Origin of the sequence: Mesorhizobium sp. CO1-1-11 (genome assembly GCF_020164995.1) — a bacterium.
GTDB classification, from domain to species: domain Bacteria; phylum Pseudomonadota; class Alphaproteobacteria; order Rhizobiales; family Rhizobiaceae; genus Mesorhizobium; species Mesorhizobium australicum.
This window is the reverse complement of the sequence record NZ_JAIUHE010000024.1, coordinates 26,372-39,934: the sequence shown is the minus strand read 5'-3', so window position 1 is coordinate 39,934 and position 13,563 is coordinate 26,372. Positions and strand designations below refer to the sequence as shown.

General features: G+C 66.3%; 12 protein-coding genes. 4 read left to right on the top strand and 8 right to left on the bottom strand.

Going from position 1 to position 13,563, the window contains the following annotated elements; translation table 11 throughout:
- Positions 1–55: 55 nt before the first annotated feature.
- The 4 genes from LB554_RS24740 to LB554_RS24725 are packed head-to-tail and all read right to left on the bottom strand — an operon-like array spanning position 56 to position 4,750.
- Complete coding sequence (locus LB554_RS24740; protein WP_140720180.1) at positions 56–1,054, bottom strand: ABC transporter permease subunit; 999 nt, start codon at positions 1,052–1,054, stop codon at positions 56–58.
- Positions 1,051–2,595, bottom strand: coding sequence for a sugar ABC transporter ATP-binding protein (locus LB554_RS24735; RefSeq protein WP_224587388.1), 1,545 nt, complete (start codon positions 2,593–2,595; stop codon positions 1,051–1,053). The genes LB554_RS24740 and LB554_RS24735 overlap by 4 nt, the downstream gene beginning before the upstream one ends.
- Positions 2,592–3,971: an FGGY-family carbohydrate kinase gene (locus tag LB554_RS24730; protein WP_224587386.1), complete on the bottom strand. Its 1,380-nt coding sequence runs from the start codon at positions 3,969–3,971 to the stop codon at positions 2,592–2,594. The genes LB554_RS24735 and LB554_RS24730 overlap by 4 nt, the downstream gene beginning before the upstream one ends.
- Positions 3,968–4,750 (bottom strand): DeoR/GlpR family DNA-binding transcription regulator, encoded by a 783-nt coding sequence (locus LB554_RS24725; RefSeq protein WP_015315477.1) that lies wholly within the window; start codon positions 4,748–4,750, stop codon positions 3,968–3,970. The genes LB554_RS24730 and LB554_RS24725 overlap by 4 nt, the downstream gene beginning before the upstream one ends.
- A 179-nt stretch (positions 4,751–4,929) precedes the next feature.
- Between LB554_RS24725 and LB554_RS24720 the strand changes: the two genes are divergently transcribed.
- The 3 genes from LB554_RS24720 to LB554_RS24710 are packed head-to-tail and all read left to right on the top strand — an operon-like array spanning position 4,930 to position 8,108.
- A complete protein-coding gene (locus tag LB554_RS24720) occupies positions 4,930–5,970 on the top strand; it encodes a class II aldolase/adducin family protein (RefSeq protein ID WP_224587385.1) in 1,041 nt (346 codons plus the stop codon).
- 15 nt (positions 5,971–5,985) lie between these two features.
- A complete protein-coding gene (locus tag LB554_RS24715) occupies positions 5,986–7,260 on the top strand; it encodes an FGGY-family carbohydrate kinase (RefSeq protein ID WP_224587383.1) in 1,275 nt (424 codons plus the stop codon).
- Entirely contained in the window at positions 7,257–8,108 is an 852-nt protein-coding gene (locus LB554_RS24710) for a TIGR01459 family HAD-type hydrolase (protein ID WP_224587381.1), read from the top strand. The genes LB554_RS24715 and LB554_RS24710 overlap by 4 nt, the downstream gene beginning before the upstream one ends.
- Here the strand turns inward: LB554_RS24710 and LB554_RS24705 are convergent.
- Complete coding sequence (locus tag LB554_RS24705) at positions 8,095–9,114, bottom strand: sugar-binding transcriptional regulator (protein WP_224587379.1); 1,020 nt, start codon at positions 9,112–9,114, stop codon at positions 8,095–8,097. The genes LB554_RS24710 and LB554_RS24705 overlap by 14 nt on opposite strands.
- Positions 9,115–9,286: 172 nt before the next feature.
- On the opposite strand from LB554_RS24705, the gene LB554_RS24700 reads away from it, so the two are divergent.
- Positions 9,287–10,087 carry a hypothetical protein gene (locus tag LB554_RS24700; protein ID WP_015315472.1) on the top strand — a complete coding sequence of 267 codons (801 nt, stop codon included), beginning with the start codon at positions 9,287–9,289 and terminating at the stop codon, positions 10,085–10,087.
- A 22-nt stretch (positions 10,088–10,109) separates the two neighbouring features.
- On the opposite strand, the gene ptsP is transcribed toward LB554_RS24700, so the two are convergent.
- Genes ptsP through LB554_RS24685 form a run of 3 tightly spaced genes read right to left on the bottom strand, consistent with a single transcriptional unit; the run spans position 10,110 to position 13,557 of the window.
- Positions 10,110–12,095, bottom strand: a complete 1,986-nt coding sequence (ptsP, locus tag LB554_RS24695; RefSeq protein WP_224587377.1) for a phosphoenolpyruvate--protein phosphotransferase — start codon at positions 12,093–12,095, stop codon at positions 10,110–10,112.
- A 56-nt stretch (positions 12,096–12,151) separates the two neighbouring features.
- On the bottom strand, positions 12,152–12,532 hold the full coding sequence (locus LB554_RS24690; RefSeq protein WP_224587375.1) for a PTS glucitol/sorbitol transporter subunit IIA: 381 nt from the start codon (positions 12,530–12,532) through the stop codon (positions 12,152–12,154).
- Between the two features lie 26 nt (positions 12,533–12,558).
- Entirely contained in the window at positions 12,559–13,557 is a 999-nt protein-coding gene (locus LB554_RS24685) for a PTS glucitol/sorbitol transporter subunit IIB (protein ID WP_224526448.1), read from the bottom strand.
- Positions 13,558–13,563 lie beyond the last annotated feature (6 nt).

Sequence of the window (13,563 nt, the reverse complement as noted above, 5' to 3'; positions counted from 1 at the left end):
GCGCCTCTCACGGTGCGTTACACAAGCCGGTCGTTGATGCCGGCGACTAGGTCACTCACGTTCTTGCCCCTGCCTGGAGCCGGTAGCGGTCGAGGGCGACCGCCACGATGATGACCAATCCCTTGATGATGTACTGCCAGATGTCAGAGACACCGGCCAAGATGAGGCCGTTGGAGAGCACCGCGATGATCAGGCCGCCGATCAGCGTGCCCCAGATCGAGCCGACGCCGCCGACGAAACTGGTGCCGCCGAGAATGACGGCGGCGATGGCGTCGAGTTCGTAGCTTTGCCCGAGCTGCAGGCCGTTGGCGGCGTAGAGCCTTGCCGCCGACATGGCGCCGCCAAGGCCGGCCAGCAGGCCGGAAACGCCATAGACGAAGAGCAGCACCAGCGGCACCTTGATGCCGGTCAGTCGAGCTGCCTCGGCGTTGCCGCCGACGGCATAAATCCAGGTGCCGAGCACCGTCCGCTTCAGCACCAGCCAGGACAGCACCACCACCGACAGGGCAATGACGACGAGCCAGGGAATGCCGAGCACCGAACCGTTGCCGATGAAGTCGAACGGCAGGTCGGAGTTGAACACCGTCGTGTCCTGCCCGAGCAGGCGGGCAATGCCGCGCACGGCTGTCAGCGAACCCAGCGTGACGATGAACGGCGGCAGCCTGATATAGGCGATGAGCAGCCCGTTGATGAGCCCGAAGCCGAGCCCCGCCAGAATGGCCGCCGGCACGCCGAGCAGGCCCCAGTCCGGCACCAGCGACACCAGCACCGCCACCATCGCGGCCGCTGCGAGGATAGAGCCGACCGACAGGTCGATGCCGCCGGTCAGAATGACGAATGTCATGCCGGCGGCAAGCACGATGTTGATCGACGATTGCTGCGTGACGATGAGCAGGTTGGTGCCGGTGAGGAAACGCGGGTTGATGAACTGGAAGCCGGCCGCCAGCAGCACCAGCACGGGCAGCATGCCAAGGGCGGCAAATGTGGTGCGCAGCCGCCGGCTCCTGACCGCCGCCTGATCCACACTCTTCGTCGCGGTCGTCCTGTCTGTCATCGCTGAGACGCTCCCGTCGCAAGTTCCATGATCGCTTCCTGACGAAGCGGCTCGCCTTCGGATGCCGTCACCTCGCCTGATATGGCGCCGTCGCGCATCACCAGCACGCGGTCGGCGACGCCGATCACCTCGGGCAATTCGCTTGATATCATCAGGATGGCGATGCCCCGGTTGGCGAGATTGTCGATCAGCCGATAGATTTCCGATTTGGCCCCGACATCGACGCCGCGGGTCGGCTCGTCGAGGATGACGACCTTCGGCTCGGTCTCCAGAAGGCGCGCGAGCAGCACTTTCTGCTGGTTGCCGCCCGACAGCGAGCCGGCATTGGCCTGCGCCGAGTTGGTGCGGATCGACAGGTCGGCAATGGCCTTTGCCGCACGCCTGTCGGCGGCCGTGAAATCGCGAAGGCCGCCGGCCCGCGCGTCCCTGACAAGTACGCCCATGCTGATGTTGTCCGAAATGGACATATCGAGGAACAGGCCGAGTTCCTTGCGGTCCTCGGTGAGGTAGGCGATGCCGGCATCGAGCGCCTCGCGCGGCGAGCCGATGGTTATGGGCTTGCCGTCGAGCTCCATCGTGCCAGCGCTGCGTTTGTCGGCGCCGAAGATCAGCCGGGCAAGCTCCGTGCGGCCCGAGCCGACGAGGCCCGCCAATGCCAGCACCTCGCCCTGATGGAGATCGAACGAACAGTTCTTCAGCAGGTGCGCGTCGGACATGCCGCGCACCGAGAGCGCGATGGCGCGTTTTCCGTCTGGAGGGCGATGATCCTTCTTGTAGAAGGCGGAGAGATCGCGGCCGACCATCATCGACACCAGGCGCGAGGCGTTGAGGTCGGCGCGCTCGAGCGTACCGACATAGCCGCTGTCGCGCAGCACGCTGACGCGGTCGGCAAGTTGGTAGACTTCCTCCATGCGGTGGCTGATGTAGATGATGGCGATGCCTTGCGCCTTCAGCGTCGCGATCACCTCGAACAGGCGGTCGGTCTCGCGCGAGGTGAGCGATGTGGTCGGCTCGTCCATGACGATGATGCGCGCATTGGTCGACAGCGCCCGGGCGATCTCGACCAGCTGGCGCTCGCCGAGCGACAGGCCGGAGACCAAAGCGCGCGCCGAGAAAGAGACGCCGAGCCGGCCGACGATCTCGGTCGCGCGCCGGTTGCACTGGTCGCGGTCGACGATGCCGAAACGGCGCGGCTCGTTGCCGAGGAAGATGTTCTGCGCCACGGTCAGATTGGGCGCCAACGACAGTTCCTGATAGATCACCGCGATGCCGGCAGCACGCGCCTTGATCGGATCGCCCGTCGCGGCGGGCGCGCCATCGATCAGGATCTCGCCGCCGGGATCCGGCCGATAGGCGCCGGACAGCACCTTCATCAGCGTCGACTTGCCGGCGCCGTTCTCGCCCATCAGCGCATGCAGCTCGCCGGCGTGGACGCTGAGCGAGACGTCCTGCAGGGCACGGATCGCGCCGAAGGTCTTCGAGATGTGGCGCATCTCCAGCACCGGCTGGCGCGTAGCCTGCGTCCGCACCGCCGCGCTCATCGTGCACCACCCGCCGCCTTGGCGGCGGCACCATGCCCGGCAATGAGATCGCGCCAGGCGTCGCGATAGCCGGCAAGCCCGCCGAATCGTGTCGCCTGCACCGGCTCCGGCAGCTCGGCGGCGAAGTCGCGCCCCACGCTCTCGAAGGCGAGCGCGGCGGCACCCGTGGCGCTGCCTTCGAGCGAAGCACCTTGCAGGAAACCCTGGCCGGGACGCAGCTGCGCCAGCAACCCGGCGAGCAAGCCGCCAGTGTTCAGCCCGCCATCGACGATGACGGTATTGTCGGAATGGATGAGGTCGAGGCAGAGATCGATCATCAGCGCCACATAGAGCAGCGCCACGGCAGCGCGTTCACCAGCATCGGGCATGCGCCCGGCCAACCGGCCGGGGCGATCCGGCATCGGCCCGCCCGCCGCGAAGCTCGGCAGCGCCATGAGGTCTGCATCGATCGCCTGTTGGATCGAGCGATGCGGGATCGCGCCTTGCCAGTCGCAGCTTATGACGGCGAATTCGCGCCCGCCCATGAAGCGGATGGTCGGCACTGGAGCACCGTCGACATCGACATTGACCAGCATGTCGCGCTCACGGTCGAGCGCTTCGAGCGGACAGTCGGGGTTGAGCACGACGACCCAGGTGCCGGTCGACACGACAGTCAGCGGGCCGAGCTCCTGGCGACGATAGGCATGCAGCGCCGCATTGGAGTCGTGAACGCCGTTGTGGATGGCGACCGGGCGCCCGGCACCACCGAAGCGCTGCTCGCCGATGACGGCGCCGGCACGTTCGAAAGCCGGCATCTGGCCACGCCAGCCCTCGGCGTCGACCAGCGAGGAGAAATCACGTTTGCGCGGGGCCCACAAATGCGAATGGCAGCCGAGATAGGAGACCTCGCAGACCGGCCGGCCGCCAAGGCGCCAGCTCCAGTATTGGGGATAGCCAAGGATCCATTTCGCCGCCGCGAACGCGTCGGGATCGACTTCCTGCAGCCATAGCATGTGACGGCCATAGTTGAAGCCGAGCGGCAGGCGGGGAGAGAACGTCTCGCCGAAATCCGGGATGCGGCGGTCGATCCGCGCGGCAATTTCGGCCGGTGGCTCCTGTTCGTAGTCGAGGATCGGATGGGTCAGCGCCTTGTCGTCGACAAGAGCGAAGGTACAGCCATGGCCCGACACCATCACCCCTTCGACACCATGGTTTTCGACCGCGTCGGCGACGGCACCGAACGCCCAGTTATGGAGGGCGGCCTCGTCGAGCACGCTGAAGCCGCCTTGGCGCGCCCATTTCGGTTGCGTCCGGCGCTCATCGAGAATGCGTCCGTCCTTGCCGAAGACGAACAGCTTCGAATTGGTCTTGCCGAAGTCGAGCACCGCCACGTTCACGCGAGGGCTCCCGAGGTTGAAGCGATCCGCACCATGACGCCGGCGTCCTCCAGCATGCGCGCATCGGCATCGGAGAGCCCGTCATCGGTCACCAGCGTGCCGATGCGCGACAGCGGCAGCGCGACGTTGCGCGCGTGGATCGACAGCTTGCGGCTGTCGGCCAGCACCACGATCTGGTCGGCGCACAGGCTGAGCTCGACGATGGACCGCACCAGCAGCGGATGCGATTCCAGCAGCCCTTCCTGGTTGAGCCCCTGTGTGCCGAGAAAGAATTTCGAGGCATAGAAGGACGTCGCCTGGGTCGGCGAATGGATGATGCCGGGTTCACGGTGCAGGTCGCCGCCGGCAACCGTCAGGCTGCAATGGCCATGGTCGCTGAGATAGGCCGCGAGCGGCATCGAATTGGTGTAGAGCCGGATGTTGCGGTCGGCGAGCTTGACGCCTAGATGGAAGCAGGTCGAGCCGCCATGGACGATGACCGCGTCGCCATCGCGCACCATGGTCGCGGCGACCGCCGCGATCTGCCGTTTGGCCTCGACGGCAAGGTCGCGGTTCTCGTCATAGGGCCGGGCATAGGCGACGCCCGCATGCGAGGCGCCATCGAGCGCCGAAATGCCGCCATAGACCTTGCGGGCCTCACCGGCCTCGTCGATCCGGTCGATATCGCGCCTGACCGTCGCCGCCGAAACGCCGAGCCGCTCCTGCAACTCGCGCACGGAGGCAAACGGGCGATCCCGCAGCAATTCGACGATCTGACGCTGGCGGCCGAGGTCGCTCAACCTTTCCTCCCTGACGCCATTTCTATGGCAATTGGTGCAACTTACTCAACATTAGTTGGATTGCAAGCCGCTTTTGACGATAGTAGATCACTATTGACGCAGATCACTCACATCTGCGATACCAACGCCAACACCGGTCCCGACGATGGGATTTTGTGCAAGCGTTGGAGAAAAGGGCCATGGCAACCCAAGCTGATGCACAGGAACTGGCTGCCTTGCGGGCGCTTTCGGCCAGCATCGGGCTGAACCCGCATATGACGCAGGCGGCGGGCGGAAACACCTCGCTGAAGGCCGGCGACACGCTGTGGATCAAGGCTTCGGGCACCTGGCTGAAGGACGCGCTCAGCGACGACATCATGGTGCCGGTGGCGATGGCGCCGCTGCTGGAGGCCGTCGACCGGCGCGACCCGGCCGCCGACAAGCCACAGGCTTTCGCCATCGAAGACCTCAATCCGCGTGGCCTGCGTCCGTCGATCGAGACCACGGTGCATGCCTTGATGCCACAACGCGTGGTTCTGCACGTCCACTGCGTCGACACGATTTCGCTGGCCGTGCAAGCCGATGGCGAGGCCGAGGTCGCCAGGCGGCTGGGCGGCATCGAATGGGCCTGGGTGCCCTATTTCCGGCCGGGCCTGCCGCTCGCCCGTGGCATTGCCGAGAGATTGCGACCCGGCGTCGACGTACTGATCCTTGGCAATCACGGACTGGTGGTCGCCGCGGAAACCGTCCCCGACGCGCAGGCCTTGCTGCACCGCGTCCGGTCGCTGCTGGCGCGGCCAGCGCGCGCCACCGCCGCACCCGACATCGCCGCCCTGACGACGCTAGCCGGCGACTACCGGTTGCCGGCGGATATCGAAGCGCATGCTGTCGCGATCGATGCGGAAAGCCTGGACATGGCCGAGGCCGGCAGCCTCTATCCGGACCATGTCATATTCCTTGGCCAGGGCTCGGTCGTGGCGAGGCCGGGCGAGGACGTGGCCGGCGTCGTCGCGCGCCTCGGCGCGGCGCCCGCGGCCATCCTGTTTCCCGGCGCCGGCGTGCTGATGCGCGGCGACGCCAGCGCCGGTGCCGACGCCATGCAGCGTTGCCTGGCCGACGTGACCGCGCGCGTGGATGGCAAGGCGCGGCTGAACTATCTCACGGCCGCCGAGAATGACGAACTGGTCAACTGGGACGCCGAGCAGTATCGCCAGAAGCTCAACGCCGCCGGCACGGCCTGACAAGGAACGGACGACATGACGCCACTTGTCGTCGGCATCGACATCGGCACCTCCGGCGCCCGAGCGGTCGCCATGCGCCAGGATTTTTCCATTGCCGCCCAATCCGCCGTGCCTCTCGACAGGTTCGGCCCGAACCCTCGCGATCCCCGGACATGGTGGCAAGCGGTCCAGGCGGCGCTGGCCGGGCTGCTTTCAAGCATAGACCGTGCCACGGTCCGCGCCATCGCCGTCGACGGCACATCGGGCACGCTGCTGCCGGTCGACACTGATGGGCGGCCCCTGGCCGAGCCGCTGATGTACAACGACAAGGTCGATGACGGAGACATCCTGGCCATTGTCGCCCGCGAGGCGCCGGAAACGAGCGCCGCCCACGGGCCGACTTCAGGCCTCGCCAAGGCGCTCCGATTCCAGCGTCTGCCTGGCGCGGCGGCCGTGCTGCACCAGGCCGACTGGATCGCCGGCAACCTGTCCGGACGCTTCGACGTCAGCGACGAGAACAATGCGCTCAAGACCGGCTATGACGTCGAGGCCCGCCGCTGGCCGGATTGGATCGCGGCCACCGGCATGCGCATGAATTTACTGCCTGATGTCGTCGAGCCGGGCGAGGTCAGCGGCACGCTTACCACGGCCGCCGCCGCGCTTTTCGGCCTGCCGCGCGATGTGGTTGTGGTTGCCGGCACCACGGACGGCTGCGCCTCATTCCTGGCGACGGGCGCTGCGGCAGCCGGCGACGGCGTCACCGCATTGGGTTCCTCGCTGACCATCAAGATCCTGTCCGACCGGCCGATCTCGGCGCCGCGCTTCGGCATCTACAGCCATCGTCTTGGCGACACCTGGCTGGCCGGCGGCGCATCGAATTCCGGTGGCAAGGTGCTGGCGCGGCATTTTCCGCTCGCGCGGATCATCGAGCTCAGCACCATGATCGACCCCGCGACCGAGACCGGCCTCGACTACTATCCGCTTGGGACGACTGGCGAACGGTTCCCCATCGCCGATCCGGCGCTCCCCCCGCGCCTCGTCCCGCGCCCGGCGGATGATGCCGACTATCTCAAGGCGATGTTCGAAGGCATGGCCGCGATCGAAGCGCTCGGCTATCGCCGGCTTGGCGAGCTCGGCGCGCCGGCGCTGACTTCGGTGCGCAGCGTCGGCGGCGGCGCGGCAAATCCGGCGTGGAGCGCGATCCGGCAGCGTAAGCTCGGCGTTGCGTTCTTGCCGGCTTTGTCGGACGAGGCCGCTGCCGGAGCGGCGCGCCTGGCGTTGAAGGGTGCGAACGAGGTGGGGCTGCTATGAGCGGGAAACTGGCTGAACGCCTCGACGGCATCGGACCGCTGGAGGAGCGCTACCAGGTCTTCCTGGTCGACCAGTTCGGCGTGCTGCATGACGGCTCGGCCCCCTATCCCGGTGCGGTGGTGGCCTTGGCGGCACTGAAGCGCGCCGGAAAGACCGTGGTGCTGGTCTCCAACTCCGGCAGGCGCGCCAAGCCCAACGAAGACCGTTTGCTGAGGCTCGGCTTCGAGCCCGGAAGCTGGGATCATTTCGTTTCCTCCGGCGAGGTGGCGTGGCGATCCTTCCACGAAATGGCGGCGACCGGAGCGTTGCGGCCCGGCACGAACTGCCTGTTGATCAGCCGCGATAATGACCGCACAGCGATCGAGGGCCTGCCTTTTGTATTGACCGGAACCGGCGATACCGCCAACCTGGTACTGATCGCGGCCAGCGAGGGCGACCGCTACGACCTCGACCATTATCGCCGCTTGCTGGCCCCGGCGGCGGCGCGAAAAGTGCCATGCTTCTGCACCAATCCCGACAAGATCATGCTGACGGCGGTCGGGCCCCGCTTCGGCGCCGGCGAGATCGCCGATCTTTACGAGAGCCTGGGCGGCAGCGTCACCCGCATCGGCAAGCCCGGCCCGGCGATCTTCGAAGCGGCGCTCGCGCTCGCCGGCGAACCAAAGCGCGGCAGCGTGGTCTGCGTCGGCGACAGCGTCGAACACGATATTGCAGGCGGCAATGGCGTCGGCATCGCGACGGCACTGGTGATGGGTGGGATATTGGCCGACACGCCTGACCTCGCCGCTGTCTTCGATGAGCATAAGGCCTGGCCGGACTATACGATGGGGTCCTTCAGCTTTCGCTGACCGCCGCCAGAATCCGCCTTGCACTCTCCTCGTCGGTGATCAGGATTGTGGGCGCAATCAGGTTCATTGCGCCGAGCAGGGCGTCGGTCTTCTCCGCGCCGCCGGAGGTCAGAATGCGGATTGGCGCCTTGCGCAGCCGGTCGACATCCACCGACATCACATGGTTGTTGACGGGATGATCGACCAGATCGCCATTGCGGTCGTAGAAGTGGAACAGGAGGTCCCCGACGGCGCCGCGCGCCAGCAGCGCCTCCCGGTCCGCTTCCCTGAGGAAGCCGCCGCGCGAGAAGGTGGTGGCCGAAGCGATCCCGCCGACACTCAGCAGAACGGCGTCGAGCGCGTCGGCCATTTCAAAAACCTCCTGCAGGCCGCAGCGTTCGATCAGCGCGATCTTGGTCTCGACGCTGTCGACGACGGCTGGCGTCGGCATCAGATAGCCGTCGCCCTGGAAGATCTGGGCGAAGCGCCAGGCGAACTCGGCCGGGTTGACCCGGCGCGCGACGCCGACGCCGCCAAGCAGCGAAATCACCTTGAAATCGGTCAGCGATTTGGCGCTGATGAACGGCAAGGTGTGGAACAGCGTATTGCCCCAGCCGACACCGACCTGCATGCCGGATTTCATAGCGTCGGACAGGAACATGCCGGTCTTGGCGGCTATTGCCGGGATCGGATCGGCACTGGCCGCCGTCAGCGGCGCCACCAGCGCCTGCTGGAGGCCGAAGGTCTTTTCCAGCGCGCGCTCCAGCCGCACGATCTCCAGAAGCTCGCTCTCGATGGTGATCTTGACCTCGTTGCGCGACCGCGCCTCCGCCAGCATGCGCACGATGGTGACGCGGCCGACGCCGAGCACATCGGCGATCTCGTTCTGCGTCATCTGCTCGACGAAATACATCCAGGCGGCGCGGATCCTGAGGCGGTCCGTGCGGCTCTCGCTGACGATCTGCTCGGTCGCTTCCGCTCCTGCCCGCCTTTCGTCGGCCCGCCTTTCCTCGGGCTGTCTTTCCACGATTTGTCGTCCCCTGGCCAATCATCCCTCCCCCGCGGCGGACGAGTGCGCCGTCGCCGATTCTGCATGCTGGTCTAGTATCGCCTATTGATCTACCAATCGATAGGAACAATGTAGAGTCGGTGGTGCCCGTCGCAGGTGGCGCCGCACGGCACATTCGAGGCTAACCGCGATGCTCCGACAAATCTCCGAAGATGTCCGCGTCAACCTCAAGGACCGGCTGCGGGAAGTCCGCGACATCATCCGCCAGAGCCGCCATGACGGCGCCAGCGAGGCCAGCCTGCTGCGCGAAGCAACCAGCCATCTGCCGCCATTTCCGGGCAAAGGCATCGAAGGCCTGCTCAGCCATGCCGCGAGTGCCGTCGACGAAGCGCTGTCGATCGCCGAATCCTTCGTCCCGCACGAGCGCCCGATAAGAGTGGATGGAACGACCGTAAAAGGCCTCGCCACCTATTTCCCGGCCGGTGACGAAGACCAGCAATTGAGCGCCGAGCGCCTGTTCCGGCGCGACATGTACTATCTGACCAAGGCAGTGCTTGCCGGGCTGAAGATCGACCACGCCCGTATCCATGAAGCCGGGTTCGCCGCCGTCCACGCGGCCATGCGCAAGCGCCATGGCGAATTGTTGGCTGCGCTGGCCGCGCCGGGTGCCGGACTGCAGGCCATCGCGGCCATCTGCGCGGCACTGCTGGTCGAGTTGCTCAACCAGCGTCCGGTCCGCTTTGGCGAAGCCGCGCCGGAAACGAGCGCTGCCGGCGGCCAGGCGCTCGACGTAAGCTGCCTGGCGCCGGTCGTCCTGGCCTGCGGCCTGGCGACCACCGGTCGTGACGGCGCGCCGGAGCCCGACATGCTGGAAATCGCGATTCTGGCGGCCGACATACGTCATGAGCGCATTGCCCAGGCCTGCGCCAAGGCGAGCCCGGTCGATGAATTGGCACCTGTGTTCGCCACCTTGCTTGCGCATCTGCCGTAAGCTCCAGCGGCGGTTGCGGGAACTACTCCCCGGCTGCCATCGCCGTGATCGTCTTCTTGGCGCGCTGGATCGAGGCCGGGCTCATCGACAGCTCGGTCAGGCCCATCTCCAGGAAGGCCGGAATGAGATCCGGCCGGCCCGCCGCTTCGCCGCACATGCCGACCATGATGCCGGCGGCGACGCCGGCCTTGGCCGTCAGCCCGATCGCCGACATGACCGCCGGATTGGTGACGTCGTTGAGCTTCGCAACGGTCGGGTTGAGCCGATCGGCCGCCATGATGTACTGGGTCAGGTCGTTGGTGCCGATCGAGAAGAAAGCCACTTCCTTGGCCAGTGCCGGGGCGATCAGCACGGCGGCCGGGGTTTCGATCATCACGCCGAGATCGAACGTCGCATGCGGCACGCCTTCGGCCTTGAGTTCGGCGGCGCATTCGTCGACAAGAACGCGCGTCTGCCGCACCTCGCCAAGATCGGAGACCATCGGCAGCATCACCTTGATGTTGCCGTGCACGGCGGCCCTCAGCAGCGCCCTGAGCTGGCGCTTGAAGATATCGGGCCGGTCGAGGCACATGCGGATGCCCCGCCACCCGAGGAAGGGGTTCTCCTCGTCGGGGAACTCGATGCCGGCGATCGGCTTGTCGCCGCCGATGTCGAGCGTGCGCACGATGACCGGATAGGGTGCGAAGGCCTTGGCCAGCGCCGCATAGGTCTCGGCCTGCATGTCCTCCGACGGAAGGTGCATATGGCGCATGAACAGGAGCTCGGTGCGGAACAGGCCGACACCCATGGCGCCGGCCTCTTGCGCTGCCTCGATCTCTTCCAGCGAGCCGATATTGGCCGCGACCTCGATGACCCTGCCGTCCGCCAGCTTCGGCGTCACCGTCTTGAAAGCCGCAAGGCCGGCACGCTCCTTCGCCGCCGCTTGGACACGACCGGCGAAATCGGCGCGCGTCGCCGCATCGGGGTCGATGATCACCTGGCCGCTGTTGCCGTCGAGCGCCACCTCTTGTGCCGTGCGCAAGAGGTGGATCCGGTCGCCAAGGCCGAGCACCGCCGGAATGCCATGCGAGCGGGCGATGATGGCGATGTGCGAGGTGGCGCCGCCATGGCCGCACACCACGCCGCCGATGCGTTTCAGCGGCGCCCGCGCCAGATCCCAGGCGCCGATATCGTCGGCGATCAGGATCGCACCTTGCGGGATGTTTTCGAGACTGACGTCGTCCTGGCCAAGCAGCACCAGGCTGATCTGCCGTCCGACCGCATGGATATCGTCCGCCCGCGCATTGAGATAATGATCGTCGACGGCGCTGAAATCGGCGGCGATGGTGGAGGCGGCGGTGATCGTGGCCGAGACCGCGTCATTGCCGCCCCTGATTGCCTTCTCGGCCTCGCCGGTCAGGCTGTCGTCGGCGGCGATATCCCTCAGCGCCGCGACGATGCCCCGGTCACCGGCCGACAGACTGTCCTGCGCCAAGGCCCGGTCCATGCGTGCCTGGACGGCGGCGACGGCGGTGCGAAACCTGTCGATCTCGCCGGCGATCTCATCGGCCTGCAGCATGCGGCCCTGCCCGGCGATGTCGGGCGGGAAATGTGCAAAAGCCGGCCCGATGGCGACGCCCTCGCTTGCGGCGACACCGCGCAAACCACTGCTTGCTTCGCCTGATGCAGCCGGCGCGGACCGTGGCGCTGGCGCGAGTGCCGCTTCCTTGCCCTGGTCATTGGCTGGAGCGTGGGTGTCTTCGTCGTCGAGACCCGCCTTGGGGTTCTCGAGATAGCCGATCAGCGCCTCGATCGCCTCGATGGCGTCGGCGCCGTTCGCCCGCACGGTGACTTCCTGGTTTTCCTTGACCGCCAGCAGCATCAGCTTGACCGAACTCTTGGCACTGACCGCCTTGCCGTCCTTGACCAGTTCGACGTCGGATTCGAAAGCCTTGGCGAGCTTGACGAAGCGCGTGGCGGGACGGGCGTGCAAACCTTCATGCACTCTGACGATGGTCGAGCGTTCCATGGCAAATACTCTGCTTTTTTGGGCGCCAAAGCCAGACTGGCTGGGCGCGAATGCTTTCAGGCGGCGATGGTGATGATCGCGTCTGTCTTCAGCGCTGACACGAGGGCTTGCGTATCGACCTGCGATGCGCAGATCTCGCCCGGCCTTTCGGCCTCGCTGGCGCCGTTGAACGAGATGACGACGTGGCCCATCTCGAGCACCTTGCTCCAGGCGCTGGAGCCGACGGCGGTTATGACAGCCGAAACCGGGCCAAGGGTGATCGACGCGCCCTTTTCAGGCGCGCCGTCGCTGGGTCCGATCTCGGCCTTGTGGAGCACCGAGACCTCGGCAAGCTCCGGTGGGGAGCCATCCGCGAACAGGATGACCACGCCGCCCTCGGCGAGGTCCGCCACTTCGGGTCCTATTGCCGTGACCCGCGTCTTGAGAAGAACCGACATATGGCGAACCTCGTTATTTCTGCTGTTTAGAACACGATCAGGGAGACGACCCAGGCGATCAGCACCGAGACCGGACCCATGATCTGGCGGCTGATGAGCACCGCCGGCACGCCGATTTCGATGGTTTTCGGCTTGGCTTCACCCAGTGCGAGGCCGACGGGAACGAAGTCGCAGCCCACCTGGGTGTTGTAGGCAAACAGAGCCGGCAGCGCCATCGCCGGAGAGATCGTGCCGTTGGCAATCTGCGGGCCGATGATGGCGACGCCGATAACCTGCGCGATGACAGCGCCTGGGCCCAGGATGGGCGACAGGAACGGCAGGCCGCAAATGGCCGAGATGATCAGCAGGCCGACGATATTGTTGGCCAGCGGACCCATCGGCTGCGCCAGCACGTCACCGACGCCGGTATACAGGATCAGGCCGATGAGCATGGTCACGAAGGCCATGAACGGCAGCACGTTGCGGATGACCTGATCGATGGTGCGGCGGCCGGCATTGAAGAAGATGCCGACGACACGACCCATGACGCGGCCGATCGTGCTGATGAAACCGATCAGGCCACCCTCGCTGGGCAGCGCCGTCGGCGTTGCTGTGTTGTTGGTCGAACTCATCGATGCTGCTCCCCCTGCAGTCGTGACCGCCTCGGACCCGTCCGCCATTGTGACGTCGGCCGGCTTGACGCCCGAAACGTAGATATCCTCGGTGATGAACTGGGCGAGCGGCCCGGACTGTCCGACCGGCGTCAGGTTGACGGTCGGGATACGCTTGCGCGGATAGACGCCGCATCGTGCGGTGCCGCCGCAGTCGACGACGACAACCGCCATTTCGCTTTCGATCGGCGGCGCCTTGAAGCCGTCGACGGCTTCAGCGCCGGTCATATCGGCGATGAGCTGCGCCACCGGATGAATACCACCACCGGTGACGGAAACAACCTTGCTGCGCTGTTCGGTCGGCTCGATCACAAGCGGACCGCCCCACCCTGTTTTGCCGCGGGTGATCCGTACGGCTTTGTATGTCTTGGCCATGATGTC